This is a genomic window from Curtobacterium sp. MCPF17_047 (assembly GCF_003234045.1).
In the GTDB taxonomy this organism is placed as follows: domain Bacteria; phylum Actinomycetota; class Actinomycetes; order Actinomycetales; family Microbacteriaceae; genus Curtobacterium.
Genome location: NZ_QKSF01000014.1, coordinates 21670 through 42234 on the forward strand (window position 1 = coordinate 21670; position 20565 = coordinate 42234).

Annotated in this window: 15 protein-coding genes and 1 tRNA gene; 5 read left to right on the plus strand and 11 right to left on the minus strand. The window is 71.7% G+C overall.

Annotation, left to right across the window (positions count from 1 at the left end):
- Window positions 1-2: 2 nt before the first annotated feature.
- Both DEJ33_RS13765 and DEJ33_RS13770 read right to left on the minus strand, forming a co-directional pair.
- A complete protein-coding gene (locus tag DEJ33_RS13765; protein WP_111195278.1) occupies window positions 3-2036 on the minus strand; it encodes a right-handed parallel beta-helix repeat-containing protein in 2034 nt (677 codons plus the stop codon).
- Complete coding sequence (locus DEJ33_RS13770; RefSeq protein WP_111195279.1) at window positions 2033-3583, minus strand: glycosyltransferase; 1551 nt, start codon at window positions 3581-3583, stop codon at window positions 2033-2035. The genes DEJ33_RS13765 and DEJ33_RS13770 overlap by 4 nt, the downstream gene beginning before the upstream one ends.
- Before the next feature lie 312 nt (window positions 3584-3895).
- On the opposite strand from DEJ33_RS13770, the gene DEJ33_RS13775 reads away from it, so the two are divergent.
- Together DEJ33_RS13775 and DEJ33_RS13780 are read left to right on the plus strand one after the other, a co-directional pair.
- Window positions 3896-5746, plus strand: coding sequence for a glycoside hydrolase family 2 protein (locus DEJ33_RS13775; protein WP_111195280.1), 1851 nt, complete (start codon window positions 3896-3898; stop codon window positions 5744-5746).
- 64 nt (window positions 5747-5810) lie between these two features.
- Entirely contained in the window at window positions 5811-7067 is a 1257-nt protein-coding gene (locus DEJ33_RS13780) for a hypothetical protein (protein WP_258378173.1), read from the plus strand.
- A 27-nt stretch (window positions 7068-7094) separates the two neighbouring features.
- Here the strand turns inward: DEJ33_RS13780 and DEJ33_RS13785 are convergent, their stop codons facing one another.
- The 7 genes from DEJ33_RS13785 to galU form a co-directional block, all read right to left on the minus strand.
- The gene (locus tag DEJ33_RS13785; protein ID WP_111195281.1) at window positions 7095-8153 is read right to left on the minus strand and encodes an amidase domain-containing protein; all 1059 of its coding nucleotides are present in this window, start codon (window positions 8151-8153) and stop codon (window positions 7095-7097) included.
- Window positions 8154-8280: 127 nt separating this feature from the next.
- Window positions 8281-8754, minus strand: a complete 474-nt coding sequence (locus tag DEJ33_RS13790) for a VOC family protein (RefSeq protein ID WP_111195282.1) — start codon at window positions 8752-8754, stop codon at window positions 8281-8283.
- Between the two features lie 94 nt (window positions 8755-8848).
- Window positions 8849-10765 (minus strand): hypothetical protein, encoded by a 1917-nt coding sequence (locus DEJ33_RS13795; protein ID WP_111195283.1) that lies wholly within the window; start codon window positions 10763-10765, stop codon window positions 8849-8851.
- A 160-nt stretch (window positions 10766-10925) separates the two neighbouring features.
- Window positions 10926-11001: transfer RNA gene (locus tag DEJ33_RS13800), tRNA-Ala, on the minus strand.
- A 76-nt stretch (window positions 11002-11077) separates the two neighbouring features.
- Window positions 11078-12223, minus strand: a complete 1146-nt coding sequence (locus DEJ33_RS13805) for a hypothetical protein (protein ID WP_111195284.1) — start codon at window positions 12221-12223, stop codon at window positions 11078-11080.
- Between the two features lie 139 nt (window positions 12224-12362).
- Window positions 12363-13022: a GNAT family N-acetyltransferase gene (locus DEJ33_RS13810; protein WP_111078196.1), complete on the minus strand. Its 660-nt coding sequence runs from the start codon at window positions 13020-13022 to the stop codon at window positions 12363-12365.
- An 89-nt stretch (window positions 13023-13111) separates the two neighbouring features.
- Window positions 13112-14002: a UTP--glucose-1-phosphate uridylyltransferase GalU gene (galU, locus tag DEJ33_RS13815; protein ID WP_111077980.1), complete on the minus strand. Its 891-nt coding sequence runs from the start codon at window positions 14000-14002 to the stop codon at window positions 13112-13114.
- Window positions 14003-14105: 103 nt separating this feature from the next.
- Here galU and DEJ33_RS13820 point away from each other — a divergent pair, with 103 nt between their 5' ends.
- From DEJ33_RS13820 to mscL, 3 genes are all read left to right on the plus strand, one after another.
- Complete coding sequence (locus DEJ33_RS13820) at window positions 14106-14690, plus strand: 5-formyltetrahydrofolate cyclo-ligase (protein WP_111077982.1); 585 nt, start codon at window positions 14106-14108, stop codon at window positions 14688-14690.
- 1 nt (window position 14691) lies between these two features.
- Entirely contained in the window at window positions 14692-15057 is a 366-nt protein-coding gene (locus DEJ33_RS13825; protein ID WP_111077984.1) for an FmdB family zinc ribbon protein, read from the plus strand.
- A gap of 73 nt (window positions 15058-15130) precedes the next feature.
- A complete protein-coding gene (gene mscL / locus DEJ33_RS13830; protein ID WP_111077986.1) occupies window positions 15131-15637 on the plus strand; it encodes a large conductance mechanosensitive channel protein MscL in 507 nt (168 codons plus the stop codon).
- A 47-nt stretch (window positions 15638-15684) separates the two neighbouring features.
- Here mscL and DEJ33_RS13835 read toward each other — a convergent pair whose 3' ends face one another.
- Window positions 15685-16272 (minus strand): CDP-alcohol phosphatidyltransferase family protein, encoded by a 588-nt coding sequence (locus DEJ33_RS13835; RefSeq protein WP_111077987.1) that lies wholly within the window; start codon window positions 16270-16272, stop codon window positions 15685-15687.
- A gap of 371 nt (window positions 16273-16643) precedes the next feature.
- Window positions 16644-20414, minus strand: coding sequence for an ATP-binding protein (locus tag DEJ33_RS13845; protein ID WP_111077991.1), 3771 nt, complete (start codon window positions 20412-20414; stop codon window positions 16644-16646).
- Window positions 20415-20565 lie beyond the last annotated feature (151 nt).

Genomic DNA, 20565 nt, shown 5'->3' on the forward strand with positions numbered 1-20565 from the left:
CGTCACCGGCCCGTCGCGGCGAGCGCCGCGTCGACGTCTGCGGCCGGGGCGGCATGGGCTGCGCGCCGGCTGCCGTCCTGGTCCGCGGCTGCGTGGCCCGTACCTGCCTGGTGCGGTCCGGCCTCCGCCATCGGCGACGAGATCGGCGAGGCGGGCAGGCCCAGCGTGGTCGGGTCGACGACGCCCCGGGTGAAGGAGGACAGGGGAGCGAGTTTGGCGTACGGGTGCTCACGGGCCTCGCCCCGACGGCCGCGGATGACACCACCGATGGCTGCGACCAGGACGATGAGCAGCAGGATCAGCCAGAGCACGGTGAGTGGCTGGAAGATGCCGCGCAGCGTCACGAGCAGCGGTTTGGTGGAGTGCCAGCCGGTCGTGGTGTTGCCGTGTTGAACGGCCTGGTCCGAGCGAGCGAGGTCGATCGCACTCGGTCCGCGCCCGGACACCGAGTTGTCGGTCACGGTCGTGCCCTTCGACGGGCCGACGACCGTCACGCCGTGGGTCCGCGCGCCGGAGATCTCGTTGCCGTCCACGTCGGCGTCGGAGCCTCGGCTGTAGATCCCGATGTCGGCGCCCGCGATCGTGTTGTCGCTGACCTCGGAGGCCCGGACGCCGTCGAGCACCGAGATGCCGTTCTGGGTCGACCCCTTGATGACGTTGTTGCGCACGGTGGTCTTCACGGCGTCCTGACCGACGACGATGCCCATCCGGTTGCGGTCCATGGTGGAACCGCTCACCTTGACGTTCTCGCCTCCGAGCACCTCGACACCGTACCGCCCGTTGTCGGACGCAGTGCTGTCGGTGAGGGAGTTGTTGCCGTAGTCGCCGGTGGGCATGCCGACGGCGTTCGGCCCGTCGGCGAGCGCCCCGCCGTTCAGCGTGATGCCGTTGCGTCCGTTCCGGTTGGCGGTCACCTGGCTGAGCACGATGCCGGTGGAGGCTCGGGTCATCTTGATCCCGTCCACCCCGTTGTCGTGGGAGTCGACCGAGGACAACGTGCTGTTCGTCACGTAACGGTGCAGCACGAGGCCGTCGATGAGCGAGTTCTCGATCGTGGAGTCCGACATCACGACCCCGTCGGCGCTCGTGAGGAACAGTCCGTACGCGTTGCCGTCGAACTCGGTGTGCTGGATCTTCGCCGAGACGAAGCTGTAGGACCCGGCGGCGGTGCTCTCGCCCGGGGTGGTCCCGTCGACGGCACCGGTGGGGAGCAGGGTGGTGCCGAAGACGTCCTTCGTGGTGCGGAGGGTCTTCGCCGCCTGGGTGCCCGACGCCGAGTCGAGCGTGGACAGGTCGGTGCCGGTGAGCGAGACGCCGCCGGTCGTGCCGCTCCAGAAGCCGAGGTCGCGGAAGGACGCGTAGCTCAGGGTCGCCGTTCCGCCCTGGACGCGGACGTAGGCACGACCGTCGGTGGTGTCGGTGTCGACCTTGCCGGCCTGGGGGTCCCACGAGTCGATCGTGACCGGGGCCTTGGCGGAACCGGCGATCTGCAGGGCTCCGGCCTGCGTGACGATCGACACGAAGCCGCGGTCGTCGCTCTCCATGTGGATGTGCAGGCCGTCCGGGCTCGCGAGCTGCAGGGTGGCGCCGTTCTCCACGACGATGTTCTCGCTGAGCAGGTACGAACCGTCGGGCTGTTTGACGAAGGTGGAGGGCGCGAGCTGCTTGAGGTCGTCGACGGTGTACGCGGAACCGCGGGCGACGAGCACCAGGGTGTACGAACTGCCCGTGGCGAGCCGGTACGGCTTCGTGGTCACGAGGCCGCTCCACCGTGCTGCCGAGGCGAGGGCTCGCACGTTGTAGATGCGTTCGTTCTCGGCGGCGACCAGTTTGGCCTCCTTGTTCGGGCTGCCGGGGTACGCCTCGCCCGTGACGACGGTCGACGCTCCGGCGTCCGGGGTCGACCCGGCGGTCGCGGCCTGCGCCGCGGTCGGGAGGGACAGGGCGCCGGCGCCGGCGAGCGTCAGGGCCAGCGCGGAAGCGGTGGCGATGCGGCGACGACGGAGGGACGTGGTGCGGGTCGGGTCGGTGCTCATGCTGCTGCCACCTCTCCGGCCTGGAGGCTCGTCGCCGGCTGCGACGCGCGCTGCGTCCCCGAGGTGGTCGCGGCGGCAGGCTCGGGGGTGTGGGACGCGGCCGCCGCTTCCGTGGTCGGCGCTGCGACGGCGGCCGCTGCCATCGTCGGGGCTGACATCGTCGGGGCTGCCATTGTCGGGGCTGCCATCGTGGAGGCTGCCATCGTCGGCGCCGCAGTGGCCGCGAAGGCCGGAGCGGGGGTCGGGGTCAGTACGGTCTGTGCCGCCGGGCGTGCGCCGGGACCGTCGAGGGTCGCCGCGGTCTGTCCGTCACCGCCCATCTGGTCGGCGTGCCGGGTCAGCCAGCCCTGCTTGTTCATCGTGATGAACGAGAACACCTTGATCGGCAGGGCGATGACGATCACCACGACGGCCAGGATCGGCAGGACGAAGAGGTCGAGCGGGTGACGGCGCAGGTTCGAGAAACCACGGACGGCACGACCGGCGAGCAGCCAGGCGAGGGTGAACCCCGCGCCGATGACGCTGAGCTCCAGTCGGCTGAACAGCAGGTACCACATGGTGATGCCCATGGTCACGGGCGTCAGGATGATCTGCAGCACGGTGATCTTCGTGACGAAGGGCACGCGCCAGATCCACCCCTTGGCGATGGCCGTCAGGTACGTCCGGTACGAGTTGCGGCTCCAGCGGATGCGCTGCTTGAAGAACGCCTTGCCGGTGGCCGGGAACATCGAGAGGGCCTTCGCGCTCTCCTGGTGCACGGTCTTGAAGCCGGAGGCGAGGACCAGCCAGGTCAGCCGTCCGTCGTCGCCGGCGACGCAGCGACGGCCGAGGAAGAACTCGTTCTCGAGGTTGTCGAGCACGGGCAGCACTGCCGAGCGACGGTACGCGGCGGTGCGTCCCGACAGGCAGGGCACGGCACCGGCGGCGCCCATCGCTGGCACGTAGTTGAAGTACCGCAGGTTCACGAGCCAGTCGGCGATGATCCGCCAGATGCTCGAGTTCCGCTGGTAGACGTTCTGCTGCGTCCCGACACCGCCGACGGTGGTGTCCACGAAGGGCATCTGCACGTTCTCGAGCAGTCCCGGCTCCCAGCTGGTGTCGGAGTCGACGAGGACGACGACGTCGTACCGCGCGAGCCGGATGCCCTGGCCGAGGGCGCTGCGCTTGCCGACGTGGTGGAACAGGATCGGTTTCACGGTCGGGTCGCCCACGGCGACGATGCGCTGGTAGGCCTCGGTGTCGGCGACGTCCAGCACGATGATGATCTCGTCGGGGTTCTGCGAACGCCAGGACTCGAGGCAACGGAGCAGGATGTCTGGGTCTTCGTGGTAGCTCGGCACGACGACGGAGGTCGTGGTGCGGAAGCCGTTCACGATCGGCTTCGCCCGCGCCGACAGCACGACGCGGTAGAGCCACAGGGCCCACACGATCACACCGGCGATGCCGACGGGCACGTACTTGAGGGCTTCGTGGCCGAAGGCGACGAGCTGGTCGATGACGACCTGGGTCGATGTCTGGGATGCGGCGAGCGCGGCCAGGGTGTCCATGGGTTCGGGTCCTTCGGACTGGCAGGGTGGATGATCCGGGGCGCTCGGTGGGTGGCCGGGCGCGGACGGTCGGCGAGTGGGTGGCTCACACGGCGGTCGGTACGGCGTCGTGCTGAGGACGCTAGGCGGAGCGCCGACCAGGCGACAAGGGGCTGCAGGGCACTCTTGCGCGTTCGCGCAAGGCGCTGCGGAAGTGCGGGGGGCGCGCTTTCCGGCCCGGTGCGCGCTGGTGCTCACGGCGGCCAGCGCGCAGATCACGAGGTGCGCTCCACGCCCTGTACAACGCTGTACCGCTTCCGCCAGCATGGGGACATGAACGCGCACCTCGGCAACGACGCCGCCACGGCCCTCCCGCTCGCCAGTCGTCAGGACGGCGAGTACCCGCGCCCCCAGATGATGCGGTCCGCGTGGGCGGACCTCGACGGCACCTGGTCCTTCCGCAACACCGGTGACGACCCCGCCTGGCGGAACGGGTTCACGGACGCGCGCGACATCACGGTGCCGTTCCCGCCGGAGTCCGTCGCCTCGGGCATCGACGAGCCGGGCTTCCACCCGGTCGTCTGGTACTCGCGGCAGATCACGGCGGCGGACCTGGCGGCGGCCGGGCACGGCGTCGAGGCGCCCCGTGTGCTGCTGCACTTCGGCGCGGTCGACCACCGCGCTCGGGTCTGGATCGACGGGCAGTTCATCGGTGGGCACGAGGGCGGCCACACGCCCTTCACCCTCGACGTGACCGAGGCGCTCGGTACCGGCACCACCACGCCCCACACCCTCGTGGTCCGCGCCGAGGACGACCCCCACGACCTCACCCAGCCCCGCGGCAAGCAGGACTGGCACGAGCAGGCGCACGACATCTGGTACCGCCGCACGACCGGGATCTGGCAGACCGTCTGGCTCGAGGCCGTCCCGGCCACCGCGATCCGCTCCCTCCGCTGGACGAACGTCGACCACGAGACGATGCGCCTCACCGTCCGGTTGACCGGTGAGCACCCGGTCGGCACGCGTCTCCGGGTCGAAGCCACCTGGACCGAACACGACGAGCACCTCGCCACCGTCGAGACCACCGTCGGTGCGACCGCCCACGAGAGCGAACTCGTCGTACCGATCGCCCGACAGGCGAACGGTCAGGCGGAGCAGGAGCTGCAGTGGACCCCGGACGCGCCGCACCTGGTCGACGCCGTCGTGACCCTGCTGGCCCCCGAGGGTGACCCGCTCGACGCCGTGAGCTCCTACTTCGGCATCCGGACCACCCGGGTCGGCGGTGGTCGGTTCCTGCTCAACGACCGCAGCATCGACGTCCGGAGCGTGCTCAACCAGGGCTACTGGCCGGACTCGCACCTGACGGCTCCGACACGACAGGCCCTGCGCCGGGAGGTCGAGCTCATCAAGGAGCTCGGGTTCAACGCCGCCCGGAACCACCAGAAGATCGAGGACCCGCGGTTCCTGTACTGGGCCGACCGGCTCGGGCTGATGGTCTGGGGCGAGACCCCGGGTGCCTACGCGTTCTCCCCCACCGCGGTGCAGCGACTGATGCGGGAGTGGATGGACGCCGTGGAGCGGGACGCCTCGCACCCGTCGATCGTGACCTGGGTCCCGGCGAACGAGAGCTGGGGCGTGCAGCACATCGCGACCGATCCGGCACAGCAGGCCTACGCCCGGGCCCTGGCGGACGTCACCCGGGCGCTCGACGCGACCCGGCCGGTCATCTCGAACGACGGCTGGGAACACCCGGACTCCGACATCGTCTCGGTGCACGACTACGAAGGCGACGGAGACCGTCTGGCACGCACCTACGCCGACGACGAGGCGCGGACCCGGCTCCTCGCGGGTCTCGGACCGGCCGACCGCCTGGTCCTGGTGGGCGGTGCGGTGGACCGCGGGCAGCCGGTGATGCTGACCGAGTTCGGTGGCGTGAACCACCAGCCGGGTGCGCAGCGCGACGATGCCTGGGGGTACACGACGGCGGCGGACGGGGACGACTGGATCGCTCGCATCACCGCGCTGTACGACGCCGTGCGGGCGAGCTCGTTCCTGGCCGGCAGCTGCTGGACGCAGCTCACCGACACGATGCAGGAGACCAACGGGCTCCTCAACGCGGACCGGACGCCGAAGGAGCCGATCGAGCGGATCCGCCGCGCTGTCCTCGGAACGCCGGAACGCTGACACCGGAGGCGGCAGGGCGGTCGTGCCGGGAGCTGACCCCGGTGCGTCTGGGAGGATCGGGCGCGTGACGGACCTGCTGGAGACGACCCGGGCCTCCGGACCGACCCGCCTCCGCCGGGCGGTGACGGCCGTCCTGGAGGCCCCCTCCAGCGGGTGGACCACTCCCCTGCTGCTGTGGCTGGCCTCCCGGGTGGTCAGCACCGTCCTGCTCGGGACCGTCCACCTGCTGGCGACCACGAACGGGTGGCACTTCGCCTCGTACCGGCGCGATCCGTCGTTCGCCACGTTCTCCGGGTCGTGGGACGCGTCCTTCTACCGGACCATCGCCGAGCACGGGTACCCGCACGTCCTGCCGACGGACGGGTCCGGCCACGTCGTACCGAACCCGTGGGCGTTCCTGCCGCTCTTCCCCGGGGTCGTCCGCGCGGTGATGAGCGCGACCGGGGCCTCGTTCTGGGTGGCCGGTGTCCTGGTCGCGTCGGCCTGCGGTGCGGGCGCGTGCGTGGTGCTGTTCCGCCTCGTGCTCGCCGTCGCCGATGCACGCCGTGCCCGGTGGGCGACGGCGCTCTTCGCGTTCGGGGCGACCGGGTACCTGCTGCAGGTCGCCTACGCCGAGAGCATGTTCCTGCTGCTGTTGTTCGGGGCGCTGCTCGCGCTCGTCCGGCGGCGGTACTGGCTGGTGGCGGGGCTCGGGGTGGTCGCCGCGTTCACCCGGCCGGGGGTGCTGGCCCTGGCGGTGGCGCTCGCCGTGCACCTCGTCGTCCGGTGGATCGCTGCCCGTCGCGCTGCCGGAGCGCCGGCCGGCGTCCAGCAGACGTTCCCGTGGCGGGAACGGGTGGCGGTCGTCGTCGCCGGTCTGGTGGTGGCCGCGGCCGGGCTCGCCTGGCCGGTCGTCGCGTCGGCGGTCACCGGGCGGCCCGGGGCGTACCTCGACACGGAGCTGTCCTGGTGGGTCGGGTTCGTCGGCCGGGTCGACTTCACGCCGCTGACCCCGTGGTTCCTGATGGCCGGACGGTGGCTCGGGCCGGCGGGGCTCGTCCTCGTCGTGGTCGTCCTGGCGGCCACGGCGTGGTTCCTCGGGCGACGTGAGGTCCGGGCGCTCGGTCCGGAGGTGCTCGGCTTCGTGGTCGCTTACGTCGCCTACCTCGTCGCGGTGTTCCTGCCGCAGCAGAGCCTGCCCCGGCTGCTCATGCCCGCCGCACCGCTGCTCGGGTCGGACGTGTTCCTGGCGACCCGACGCCGGGCGGTGGGGTGGCTCGTGACGGGCGTGTGCCTGCAGGCCGTCGCGGTCGTGCTGCTCTGGTTCCTCGGGTTCCCCTGAGGGGTGCGGGCCTCCCGCCGGCCGCCGCTAGGCGTCGAACGTGTGGAACCAGGCAGTCCCACCCGGGTGCTGCACCGTGATCATCTCGTCGAGGTCCCGGTACGGCCCGTCCTGGTTGTGGCTCGCCGACTTGATGCGGATGGTGCCGTCGGGCTCGGTGAACACCTCGGACACGATGGTGGTGTGGTCCGGCGACCCGTTCGCGTTCCAGTCGAACATGACGATGTCGCCGACCTTCACGTGCTGGCGCTCGTCCGACGTCCGCCGGGTCAGGCCGAACGCCGAGGCGTTCTGGTCGAGCCACGGGTCCATCGCCGGGCAGTAGGTCCAGGTGGCCGAGTGCTGTGCACCGCCGGCTCGGTTGTACCAGTCGCTGCGCTGCTGCCACCCGCGGGCCTGGAGCGTCTGGTTCACGTAGTTCGCGCAGTCCCCACCGATCGGGTTCATCGTGCCGTACTCGGCCGTGTTGTAGTCCGACCAGTGCCGCATGGCGTACTGCAGCTGCCGGTCGACGTCGGTCTTCGCGGCGTAGGCCACCGTGGTGGTGACGACCGCGGAGCTCGTGTCGGGCACGGCAGCCGCCGTCGGGGTCGGCGTCGCGGTGGCCGAGTCCTGCGTCGCGCCGACCTGCCCGTCGTTGGCCGCGCTGCCGTTGCCGTCGGACGTCTGGTTCACCGAGGGGACCGGCTGTACCGCCGTCGTGAACAGTGCCACGTCCGCCGATCCGGCCGTGTACATCGCCTGGTGCGGGGCGGTGAAGGTGACCGTCGTCGCGGTGGCCGACACGTCGCGGGCAGCGACACCGCCGACCGTGACCCCCGCCACTGCGGCGAGCCCCGTGCCGGAGACCGTCACGGTCACACCGCCGGCGAGCGGCACCTCGGCGGGCTCCACGGACGTGGCCGTCGGCTTCGCGCCGGAGCCCTTCGCCGGCCTCGTGGCGTCACCGGAGCCGGCGGCACCCGAAGCGCGCGTCGTCGAGGACCCGGCACCCGGGCCGTCGGACGAGCAGGCAGCGGCGACGAGGCCGACACCGGTGATGCCGGCGAGGGACAGGAGGGTACGGCGCGTGATCGGGGCAGTCATGACGCATCCCAGGCTAGGCGACGCAGTCGTGAGATCGACCACCGACTCGGCGGACTCGGACCGGTCCGGCCGCGGCTGGTCAGGCTCGCGGCAGATCAGGTGCCAGGGCGATCAGGTGCCAGGCCGTTCAGGCCTCGGGCTGCTCGGGCGTCGGCTGGTGCGGCGTCGCCTGGTGCGGCGTCGGTGGCGCCACGGTGATGTTCACGAGCCACGTGATCCCGAACCGGTCCGTGACCATGCCGAACTCGTCACCCCACGGTGCCTGGGTCAGCGGCTCGAGGACCGTGCCGGCGTCGGAGAGCGCCGCGAAGTACCCGCGGAGGTCGTCGGCGTCCGCACCGTCACCGGAGAGTGACATCGAGATGTTGTTCGTGTCCGACCGGCTCATCGACGACGGGGTGTCCGACGCCATGAGCACGTAGCCCCGGGTGGTCTCGAGCTGCCCGTGCATGATCTTGTCCGCATCGGCGGGGTCCTGGACGGCTCCCATCTCGGCGAAGGTCCCGAGGCGCAGATCGCCGCCGAACACCGATCGGTAGAACTCCAGCGCCTGCCGGGCGTCGTCGCGGAAGCCGAGGTACGGGTTGAGTCGTGAGGTCACGATGGGCTCCTTCGTCCGGGGCTCATGGTGCCAGTGCGCCCCGACCGCCGCAAGGACGGACCACCCGCGAGCAGCCCGACCCGGTCAGGTCGACTCAGGTGCAGGAGACGTCACGGTCGATCGTCGTCTTCCCGAACGTGGTGACGTACTGGGTCATCGCGGTCTTGCCACCGGCGAGCCCGGGCGCGGAGCACGCCTTCTGCGCCGCGGCGAGCGTGCCCGGGCCGATGGCGATCCAACTGCTGCGGCCGTACGCCGTACTGGTCTTCGGGACGACGCCGGCGACGGTCGCCCACTGGCTTGCCGTGGAGTAGAACCCGATGGACTTCGCGCCGCCGCTCTGCAGCCCGGCGATCATGCCCTCGAGCACGGTCCGGTTCAGGGCGGTGTCGGTCTGGTGGGAGAACTGCGTCTCGACGTCGATCCACCAGCGGTGGGAGCCGGGGTTCGCGACACCGCGCTTCGTCGTGTCGTCACCGCCGAGGGCGTACCCGTAGAGGAAGGAGCACGCCGGGCTGTTCTGCGGCTTCCCGCCGGCGCGGGTCGAGCACGAACCGTAGGGGTTCTTCGGCGCGTACCCCTTGAACACGTTCGACGTCGGCCAGGTCGAGGCTGCCGCGGCGGCGGGGTTCGCGAAGAGCACGTAGAGCTGGGCCTTCGGCTGGGCGGTCCCGCCGGCCGAGAGACCTGCCCAGGCGAGCTGGCTGCTGAAGCACGGGTTCGTGGTGTTCGCCAGGGCGGCGTTCACCCCCACGACACCGAACGCCTGATCGGTCGGCAGCGCCGAGCCGCACTGCGGGTACGACACGTCCGCGCCGGTGCCGACGCCGGAGGTCCCGTCGACGAAGTAGCCGACCGCGTCCAGGTTGAGCGCCCCGCTGCCGGCCTTGGCCCGCGTCTGCACGGTGCCGGTCGGGGCGATCGGTACGGTCACCGTCGCGGCGAGCGACTGCGACTTCGCGACCACCTGGGTCGTGGCCACGGCGGCACCGGCTGCGCCGACGTGGAACCAGCCGCTGGCGCTGAGCCCCTTCGTCCGGGCGGTCAACACGGCGGCTCGTGCGGTCGTCGGGATGCCGCCGGCGCCGGCGACGCGCACCCGCTGCACCGTCGAGCTGACGGTGGTCGAGGCGACCCGTGCGCCGTCGGCGGGCACGAAGACCAGACCGGAGGCCTTCGCCGACCAGTAGCCGACGACGGTGACCGTGACACCCGAGGCGACGCCGGAGGTGCGGACGTCGACCGCGCCGCTCGCGGGCAGTCGCACCGTCGCGGTGTTCGCGATCGACAGGCCCTTCGACGAGAACGCCTGGGTGACGGCAGCCCGGTTCGACACGCCCTGCGCGGTGACGCTCACGCTGCCGGCCCCTGCCGGGCTGCTGACCCGGACGTCGAGGACCGCGGCGGTCGCCCCGACCGGCACGCCAGCCCGACCGGTGACGCGGACGGTGGTGGGTCTGGTCGCCGCGACGGTCCCGGAGAAGAGCGACGCGGGGGTCACCGGTGCGTAGGTGGACCCGCTGCTGCCGTACGACCCGGCGACGACGAGCGAGACCGTCGCCGTCCCCGCCGAGAGCACCACCTGGACCCGACCGCCGGAGACCGCCACGGTGGTCGCGCCGGCGACCGCACGGCCGCGGACGTAGTCCTGCAGCGGCGGGCGGTCTGCGCTGCCGACCGGCACGACCGAGACGACGCCGGCTGCGGTGGGGGCGGCGACCTGCACGACGAGCGTCGCGGCGGTCGCCGTCGCCGGGATCCCGGGGAGTGTGACCGTCGTCGGCGTCGTCCGCACGGTGCCCCGCCAGACGGTCGGTGCCGCGAGCGGCGTGTAACGCCCGAAGCCCGGTGCCGTCGTCGCCGGTGCCGTCGTCGCCGATGCGGTCGTCGCGCCCGTCGTCCCGGCGGCGGGGACCGCGGCGGAGGCTGACGCGACCGGGCCGACGACGAACCCCGTCGAGACGACGACTGCTGCCGCGATGGTCGCGAGCGCTCGTGTGAAACGGTGCATGGCACTCCCCTGGTGTCCGCCCGGGCCGGGCGCAGCAGGAGTCTAGGGGCCGGGTGTGGCGCGCCGACAGCCCCAGGACGAGACCTGTGGAGAGCCGGATGCGACGGCGGGAACACGTCAGGCCCGGAACCGAACGGTTCCGAGCCTGTGTGCTGCTACCTGGTGGAGCTAAGGGGATTCGAACCCCTGACCTTCTCATTGCGAACGAGACGCGCTACCAACTGCGCCATAGCCCCAAGTGCTCGACCACGATAGCACCGCGGTGCAGCGAACCCGAAATCGAGTCGCAGCGGTCGGGCGTGCCGCTACCGGTCAGACCGCGCGACGCCGACGCAGGATCGCATCGAGGTCGGTCTGCCCGTACGCGTCGTCGCCGAGGAGACCCATGCCCGCCCAGCGGCTGGGCGGGCCGGGGGGTGCAGCCGGGACGTCACGAGGAGCGGACGAGTCCGACCCGGACGCTTCCGCGGGCGACGACGAGGACGACGACGAGGACCCAGACCGGGACACAGACGCGGGCGCCGCGCGGAGCCCGAGCCGCTCCGCGAGCCGCCCCTGGTCGTGCGAGGACAGTGCCGCCGCGGCGTCCTCGACGTCCGCACGCATCCGCGACACCCGCGCCAGCGACGGGTCGGACCCGGCGGCCCGGATCGCGGCCGCCTCGGCGTCCGCCTCGGCCTTCGCCTGCGCGACACGCTCCCGCAGCCGCGCGGCGAGCACGGCCGACGACTCCGGCGACGGCTCGGGCGCCGTGGGCGCCTGCACGTACAGCGGCTTGGGGACCGCCCCGGGCGTCCAGGTGCGCTCGGCCGGCGCGGCCTCGGGCTGCTCGGCCGACAGCGGCGGCGCGGGGTCCGTCCAGGTGGTTGCCGGACGGGAGGCCCGGCGCTGCTCCGGCGCGCCGGCTGCGGCCCGACGGCGCCGCGCGGTGGCGACCTGGTGCAGCTGCGCGAGCACCGCGGCGGAGCCACCGACCGCGACGAGTCCGGCGACGGCGAGGATCCAGGCGCCGGGTGCGGCGACGAGGACGACGATCGCCGTGAGGAGTCCGAGCGCGCCGAGGGTCGTGGCGCCGAGGCGCGAGCGACGCATCCGCATCGCGGTGAGTGCGGGCACGGACGACACCTGCTCGAGCACGGGCGCCTGGGCGGCCAGACGACGGGTGATCTCCCGCTGTCGTGCGGCTTCGTGGGCGCGGACGATGGCGGCGCGCTTGGCCTCTTCCGACCGGGCGACGCGCTGCGCCTCGGCGAGGGACTTCGCGTTCATCTCCACGCGGACCTCGTCGGGCAGTTCGGCGGTCTGCGCCAGGATGCGGAGGGTCTGCTGCAGGCGGATCGCGTTCCGCTCGGTCGCCAGGTACTGACGTCGCGCAGCCCACGCGGGCATCAGGTACACGACCCAGAGCACTGCCGCCACGAGCAGCACGACGCCGCCGCCCCAGGTCCCGAATCCCATGGGGCAACGGTAGGGGGAGCGCACCGCCGGGACGCCCATTGCCGGGAGCGTGTCGAGCGAGTCGCGACGGATCCGTCGAACGGGGGACGGGCCTCCCGCCCGGCATCGGCGCGACGCGGACCGTCGGCCGCAGGCCCGGTCAGCCGCGCGGGGAGACGGGCAGCGGCACGGCCGCTTCGTCCCAGGCCTCGTCCGGCACACGGCCCGCGCCGAGCGGGACCTGCCCACGGACCCAGCGGTCCAGGACGCCGTCGCGGACCTCTTCGGCGACCAGCCCGAAACAGAAGTGGTCACGCCAGTCGCCGTTGATGTGGATGTACCGGCGGCGCAGGCCCTCGTAACGGAAGCCGAGCTTCTCGACGACCCGGAGGCTCGGGGCGTTCTCCGGCCGGATGCAGATCTCGAGACGGTGGATGCCGACGACGCGGAAGCAGTGGTCGGTCGCGAGGGCGACCGCGGTCGGGGTCACGTTGTGACCGGCCGCGTCCTGCACGACCCAGTACCCGATCGACGCGCTCGCGAGCGAGCCGTACGTGATCCCGGACACGTTGAGCTGGCCGACGAAGCGACCGTCCAACTCCATGGCGAACGGGAGGCCCAACCCGGCCCGGGCGTTCGCCTGCAGTGCCCGGATGCTCCCCCGGACGTCGGAGGACGCCATGCCGGAGGGGTTCGTAGCCTCCCAGGTGCGGAGCCAGGAGCGGTTGCCGGCGAGCGCGAGGTCGAGGTCGCGGGAGTCACGGACCCGGAGGGGGCGGATGGTGACCCGCCCGTGGGTGAGGGTCGGGATCGTCGTCATCGCTTCTGGTTCCTCCGGGGTCCCGATCTGGTCGGGACGGGTGTCCCGTACGGGTCCGGGTGCACCGGCCCCGTACGGGATGGGTCGACTCATTCGCCCGCGTTGAACTCCTTGAGCCAGGACTTGAGGTCCGGCCCGAGGTCCTCACGGTCCGAGGCGAGCTGCACGATCGCCTTGATGTAGTCGAGTTTGTCACCGGTGTCGTAGCGGCGTCCACGGAACACGACACCGTACACGCCACCTGTCCATTCCTCGGCGCTCGCCATCTTCATGAGCGCGTCCGTGAGCTGGATCTCGCCGCCCTTGCCCGGCTCCTGCTTCTCGAGGACGTCGAAGACCTCGGGGCGGATCACGTAGCGGCCGATGATGGCCAGGTTCGAGGGGGCTTCACCCTGCGCCGGCTTCTCGACCAGGCCGGTGATCTTCACGACGTCGTCGGTGTCGGTCTCCTCGACGGTCGCGATGCCGTAGAGGTGGGTCTGCGACTCCGGGACCTCGAGGAGCGCCACGATCGTCGCGTTCTTCTCGCCCTGGACCTCGATCATGCGCTTGAGGAGCGGGTCACGGGCGTCGATGATGTCGTCGCCGAGGAGCACGGCGAACGGTTCGCGGCCGACGTGCATCTTCGCGCGGAGCACCGCGTGGCCGAGGCCGAGCGGGTCGCCCTGGCGGACGTAGTGCATGTCCGCGAGGTCGGTCGACTGGTTGACCTTCTGCAGCTTCTCGTGGTCGCCCTTCTTGCGGAGGGTCTCCTCGAGCTCCGACACGTGGTCGAAGTGGTTCTCGAGCGCGTTCTTGTTGCGCCCGGTGATCATCAGGACGTCGGTGAGACCCGCATCGACGGCCTCTTCCACGACGTACTGGATGGCCGGCTTGTCGACGACGGGGAGCATCTCCTTCGGCATCGCCTTGGTCGCGGGGAGGAAGCGCGTGCCCAGCCCTGCGGCGGGGATCACGGCCTTCGAAATCTGGAAGCCCATGCAGCGACCGTATCCGATCCCCATTTCCAGGGCATGTCAACGGATAGGGGGACAGCGAGATCGGCGGGAAGCCGCATCGCCCGCGATCGCTACACTCGTCGCCATGACCGCCGATCTCGGGAACGAGAAGCGTGCCCTGCGAGCCGACCTCCGGCAGCGGCGGCGCAGCCGGACCTCGACCGAACGCGACGCCGACGCGCTGTCCCTGACGGCGACGTTGCAGCGGTTCGTCGAGGAGCGCCAGATCACCTCGGTCGCCGTGTACCTCTCGGCGCCCGACGAACCCGACGTGCGCCCCTTCCTCAACTGGGCGTTCGACCGGGGCCTCCGCGTGCTGCTCCCGGTCACCCGCGAGGACGGGCTGCTCGACTGGGCGGTCGGCGACGGCTCCTCCGAGCGCGAAGGGCTGTTCGGCATGCCCGAGGTCGTCGGCGAGGTGCTCTCCCCCCTGGCGATCAACGACGTCGACGCGATCCTCACCCCCGCGGCGGCGGTCGGCCACGACGGGGTCCGCATGGGATGGGGTCGCGGCTACTACGACAAGACCCTCGGGTCCATGGCGAAGCGCCCGCCCGTCTATGCTGTGGTGTTCGATGCGGAGTACCTCGACGAGGTCCCGCGCGAAGCCCACGACGAACCCGTGGACGGCATCATCACGCCGTCACGCATCATCACGTTCCGGAGCTGACGTGCCCACCTACTCGTACCGCTGCACCGAGTGCGGCAACGCGTTCGACATCAAGCAGTCCTTCTCCGACGACACCCTGACCGAGTGCCCGGTCTGCGGCGGGGTCCTGCGCAAGGTCTTCTCGCCGGTCGGCGTGACCTTCAACGGGGGCGGCTTCTACCGGACGGACTCGCGGCCGGCGCCGAAGGGCGAGGGCGGGTCCGGATCGAGCTCGTCCGGCTCAGGGTCGTCCGGCTCAGGGTCGTCCGGCTCCGGGTCGTCGGGCTCCGGGTCCTCTGCGTCCGGGTCGTCGGGCTCCGGGTCGTCCGCGAGCAAGCCGAGCACGCCGAGCGCCTCGAGCTCGGGATCGTCGGCCTCGGGATCCTGACCACCTCCGCGCCTCCTGGATAGGTTGGAGCGGGCCGCTGCACGGTGGCCGTCCACGACAGAAGGGGGCTCACGTGAAGGGCTTCAGGGAGTTCCTGCTCCGCGGCAACGTCATCGACCTCGCGGTCGCGGTCGTCATCGGTGCTGCGTTCACCGCCATCGTCACGACGATCGTGAACTCGCTCATCAACCCGCTCATCGGTGCCGTGTTCAACGCGTCGAGCCTCGACAAGGCGTTGGTCTGGGAGATCCCGACCGTCTCCGGCGGCAGCGCACCGATCCTGTTCGGCGCGATCATCGGTGCGGTCCTGAACTTCGTCATCGTCGCCGCCGTCGTGTACTTCGCACTCGTGGTCCCGGTGAACCACCTCAAGAAGGTGGCCTTCGACCGGGTGAAGAACAACGAGGAGCAGACGCCGCAGGACGTCCCGCCGACCGACGTCGAGGTGCTGCTCGAGATCCGCGACCTGCTCCGCCGTCAGGGTGGCGACGATGCAGCGGTCCCGGCCGGCGGCGGCGCCCACGTCGCACCGTCGACCGCGCCCGCGGGTCCCGGGATCGCCGGCTCGACGAAGCTGTAGGGCTCAGCCGCCCCCGCCGCCGGGCGCGCCGGGCGGCCGGGACGCGCCTACGCCGGAGCGCGCTGGGTCCGGTGCTTCCGGGACATCTCGGCCGCGTACTGCAGCCCCGCCAGGACGTGGCCGATCGTCCCGAGCCAGACGAACACGAGCGCCACGTTCCGGATCCAGAGGTGGTCCACCGCGACCGAGGTCGACGAGAACAGCAGCACCGGCAACCCGACGAACAACAGTGCCGACCGGATCTTGCCGGTCCACGTCACGCGCAGGTCCGGGTTGCCGCGGAACCACGCGCTCGACAGGGCGAGGAGCGCCAGGTCGACGGCCACCACGATCGCGACGACGATCCACGGCAGCAGCCCGACGAGCACGAGCGAGAGCACGATCGCGACGATCGCCAGCCGGTCGGCGATCGGGTCGAGGGCCTTGCCGAGCGCCGACTCCTGGTGCAGCCGGCGTGCCAGGAACCCGTCCGCCCAGTCGCTGACGCCGAGGACGACGAGCGAGGTCAGCGCCCATCCGGGGTGGCCGGCGACGACGAGCGCCACGTAGACCGGGATGAGGACGAACCGCACCATCGTGATGAGGTTCGGCCACGTCTGCCAGTCGGGCCGGGTCCGCCGGGAGGGCTCCGTCATCACACGCTTCCGTTCGGGGTTCGCTGACCCTCAGCGTACCGGTCAGCCCCAGTGCGGCGGTCGGTCGCGGAGGAGACGGTCGTCGTTCTCCCCCGTCCCGTGCCGCGGGGGCTCGGGTGACGGCGTCGGATCACTGCCCGGGACGGGCGTCGTGGTGACACGACGGCCGGACCGGACGAGACCACGGGACGGTGCCGATGCGGTGTCGGCCGCCACCTGCGGGACGGGAGGCTCGGCTGCGGTCGGCTGCGTGCCTCCCGTCCGCGGGCTGGTCGCCTCGGGCGTCCACGCGCCGGTCAGCTGTTCCGTGGTCGGCGTGACCGGACCAGCGGGCCGGGCGGCCCGACGTGCGGGCCGCGATCGCCGATCGGTCATCGGCGTGCGGGCACCGGGGGGATCGAGATCTCCTGCGTGGCGCCGCGGTCGACGCCGAGCACCTGCGCGACCGTGTTCGCGACCCGGTCCGGGTCGGAGAACAGCTGGAACGCGTGCACGCGGACGTAGTGCCATCCGAGTCGGCGGAGCACCTCGGGGCGGAGGCGCAGCGACTCGCGGAGCGACCCCTTCACCAGGGACGCGTCCGTCTCGATCGTCACGCAGACGCCGCCGTGCGCGGCGACCAGGCCGAGCTTGCCGCGGTGCCCGAGCGCGACCGGGATGCCGCGCATCTCGAGCCGACGGGCCAGGTCGACGAGCAGCGGGTCGGAGTCGTCCGGCACGTACTCGGCGGTGGTGCGGGCGCGGACCTCGGCCAGGATCTCGGCGAGGGCGACGGTGCCGTGGCCCATCCGCTCCGCTTCGATGTCGGACGGCTGGAAGCAGGTGACGATGACCATCGAGCGACGGGCGCGGGTCATCGCGACGGCGAGCAGGCGCTCCCCGCCGGGCTTGCCGAGCGGACCGAAGTCGCGGAGGACGCGGCCGTGCGGGGTGCGCCCGTAGCCGATCGAGAACACGACGCGGTCGCGACTCTGCGCCACGGACTGCTCGAGCGTGGCGACGATGAACGGCTCGGGACGGTCACCGATGACGAACTCGGTGAGGTCCTTGTGACCCTGTGCTGCGGCGAGGACGGCCTGCTCGACCCGGACCGCGTGCTTCGCCGAGGCCGTGATGACCATGAGCGACTCGGTCGGTCGGGTACGGGCGTGTTCGATGACGTGGCGGACGACACGGTCCACCTCGGCGTCGACGCTCTCGACGGCGCCGGACTCGGGGTCCGGCACGGCCTTGCCCTCGCTGACGTAGTCGAGCGCGATCGACCCGTGACCGAGGAACGACCCGGCCCACGGCAGCGACTCGATCCGGCCGCCGTAGAAACGACGGTTCACCAGTTCGGCCAGGTCCTCGCCGCCAGCCCGGTACGAGCGGGTGAGCGACAGGGTCGGCAGCAGCGTGGACAGCTTCGCCAGGGCGGAGTCGGCGTGCAGGGCGTCGAGGGTCTCCTCGTCGACCTGCAGGGCGCGGTGCTCCGGGTCGACGGCGATGCGGAACGGCGACGGCGTCTGGGTGACCGGGTCGCCGAACACGACCGTCTGGCGGGCCCGGCGGACGGCGCCGACGGTCTCGGCGATGGTGACGGCGCCGGCGTCGACGAGGATCACCGTGTCGAACGGCATGGTGTCCGCGATCTGGGCGACCTCGTACGGCGAGGCCAGCCAGACCGGGGCGATGGCGCGGGACAGGTGCGGTGCCGAATCGTGGAGCAGACGGGAGGTGATCGCGCCGTCCCGGAGCTGGCTCTTCAGCGCCGCGGACTCCTCCGGCCAGTCGACGAGCCCGACCTTCCAGTTCTCGGCGAGCTGCCACGCCAGGCCCTGGGAGACCCCGGCCGCATGCGCGTCGTCGACGAGTCGGAAGTCGGCCTCGACCCGGTCGAGCATGTCGGTGTTCGCGCCGAGGAGCGCACGGTCGGACTCGAGCATGGTCTCGAGCGCGGACTGCCACCAGGCGAGCTCGAGCTCGGCGGGCACCTGCACGTCGGGGACGTGCCGGTTCGCCAGGTCGGTGAGGAGCGGCTCGAGCTGCAGGTCGCGGAGCGTCTGCATGAGCTCGGTGCGCTCCTGCAGGTTGTGCAGGACGTCGGACTCGGCGGCCAGCTCGGCGATCGTCGGCACGAGCCGCTCGATCGGCAGGTTCGCGAGCTGCTGGTCACGGCTGGCGCGGCCGAGCGGCTCGTCGAGGCGCGCGAGGTCCTCCACCACGTTCGAGAACAGCACCTGGACGTCCGCGATGCCGGTGGGGACCTCGGGGTTGACACCGGCGGCGACGTAGCGCTGCCAGAGGACGCGCTGCTGCTGGACGCGGGTGAGCGCCTCGTGCAGGTCGGACACGTGCACACCCGGACGGACGTACTCCCGCGCGAGCTTCTTCAGGCGGCGTCGGTTGGTGCTGGACATCGGCGCGCCCTCGCCCCGGGGTGCGGTGGCGGCGACGAGCTCGGACACCGACCGGTCGAAGACGATCGGCAGGAAGCGGTCGAGGGTGTCGCGGATCTCGGTGAGCAGGCGCAGGTAGATGCCGAGCTCGTTGATCGTCGTGAACTGCCGCATGTGCGTCGAGGCGACCAGGTCGTGCGCACGCTGCAGGAGGGCCGGCAGTGATCCGCCGTCGAGCTCCCGCGCCGTCGCGTGGGCGCGCTGGGCACCGTCGCTCGAGCTGAACTTCGCGCCGTACCAGGGCGAGTCGTCCGGCCCGTAGCGGAACTCGCCCAGGTTGGCGGCGCTCACCATGGTCTCGGCGACGCGGGCACGGCCGGACACCATCGACACGACGGACTGCTTCGAGAGCCGGGCCGTGGTGGAGGGGGCGACGGGCAGCAGGGACAGCCGCGACAGCTCGACCAGGCAGTCGAGCACGCTGACGCCGAAGTCCGGGTCGGTGCGGGTGAGGGCGCCGCGGTAGTCGGTGAGGACCTTGCGGAGCCGGACCAGGGCGTCGTCGACCTCGCGGAGGTTCGGACGGCTCGACTTTTCGTTGCGGGCGATGGCCCGGACGACGTCACGGCGCAGGGTGCCCGGCGTGACGGCGACGCCCGGCAGGTGCACCTCGCCGAAGCGGGCGGCGATGCCGCGGAGCGTGGCGCGACGGGGGCTGACCACCAGCACGCGCTTGTTCGCGGCGACCAGGCCACCGAGGGCGTTCACGATCGTCTGCGTGCCACCGGTCCCGGGCAGCGTCTTCACGACGATGGAGTTGCCGGCCGTGATCTGTGCGATCACGTTCTCCTGCTCGTCGTCCGCGTCGAGCAGCAGGGTGTCGGTCTCCGGTGAGCGCTCGTCCGACGGCGTCTGCTCGACCGGGTGGTACGACTGCTCGACCTGCCACTTGGCGCTGGGGTTGCCGGCGAGGGCGTCGAGCACGGGGTGAGCGAGGTCGTCCGTGTCCTCGACGAGTCCGGTGGCGACCTCGGCGAACGTCGACACGACGAGCCGGGCGTGCACGGTGAAGCCGGGGATGTGTGCGGTGAGGCCGCGGAGGCGGTCGATCACCGGGTTCGGGGTGAACGAGCCGTCCTGCTGCGCGAGGGCGACGAAGGACTGTGCGTCGAGGGTCACACCGAACTGCTCGCGGAGCGCGTCGGACAGCCCGGGGTTGAGCACGGGTTCACCGAGCAGGCGGACCTCGAAGTCCCGGCCGTGGCGGCGGATCGCCAGCGGACGGAGCAACACGGGTCCGCGGAAGTGCTCGTCGCCGTGCTGCCAGTCGGCGATGCCGATGCCGAGCTTCACCGCGTCGATCCCCCGGACCGTGGCGAGCTCGGTGCCCTTTGCCTCGACGTGTCCGGCGGCGACGCGAGCGGCTCGGAGTGCCACCTCGTCGCGGATCAGGCTCGACAGCAGGGTCGTCTTGCCGGTGATGAACTGCGCCAGACCGCCGGGATGGGTCGTCGAGAGCTCGATGCGCCCGCGCGGGTGGTCGGCGAAGTGCACGAGCGGGCTGGTGCCACCGACGCCGGCGAGCTGCTCGCGCCAGGCGTCCCACGCGGGCTCGGCCGCGTTGCCCGCGGTCAGGCGCGGGTCACCGAGGCTGATCGCGTGCGGGCTGGTGACCTGGAGTTCGGGGCGCAGTGCGGACCGCTCGTCGGGCAGGTCCGTGCCCTCCGCCGCTCCGCCGTCGACCGAGGCGTCGTCGTTCGTCACGTCGTCCTCATCGCCGGTCGTCCTGTCCACTCGCCACACACGCCCACTGTAGGCGGAAGCGCAGTGGCACTCCGGCAATGAGCCCGCGGTTCCGGGTTTTCGCCCGGTCGCACCGTCGGCCGCACCGAGCCCGGACGCCAGCGTGTGGTAC

Coding starts and splice junctions, on each gene's coding strand:
- DEJ33_RS13765 (WP_111195278.1), bottom strand. CDS start 2,036: ATGAGCACCGACCCGACCCGCACCACGTCCCTCCGTCGTCGCCGCATC.
- DEJ33_RS13770 (WP_111195279.1), bottom strand. CDS start 3,583: ATGGACACCCTGGCCGCGCTCGCCGCATCCCAGACATCGACCCAGGTC.
- DEJ33_RS13775 (WP_111195280.1), top strand. CDS start 3,896: ATGAACGCGCACCTCGGCAACGACGCCGCCACGGCCCTCCCGCTCGCC.
- DEJ33_RS13785 (WP_111195281.1), bottom strand. CDS start 8,153: ATGACTGCCCCGATCACGCGCCGTACCCTCCTGTCCCTCGCCGGCATC.
- DEJ33_RS13795 (WP_111195283.1), bottom strand. CDS start 10,765: ATGCACCGTTTCACACGAGCGCTCGCGACCATCGCGGCAGCAGTCGTC.
- DEJ33_RS13805 (WP_111195284.1), bottom strand. CDS start 12,223: ATGGGATTCGGGACCTGGGGCGGCGGCGTCGTGCTGCTCGTGGCGGCA.
- DEJ33_RS13810 (WP_111078196.1), bottom strand. CDS start 13,022: ATGACGACGATCCCGACCCTCACCCACGGGCGGGTCACCATCCGCCCC.
- galU (WP_111077980.1), bottom strand. CDS start 14,002: ATGGGCTTCCAGATTTCGAAGGCCGTGATCCCCGCCGCAGGGCTGGGC.
- DEJ33_RS13820 (WP_111077982.1), top strand. CDS start 14,106: ATGACCGCCGATCTCGGGAACGAGAAGCGTGCCCTGCGAGCCGACCTC.
- DEJ33_RS13835 (WP_111077987.1), bottom strand. CDS start 16,272: ATGACGGAGCCCTCCCGGCGGACCCGGCCCGACTGGCAGACGTGGCCG.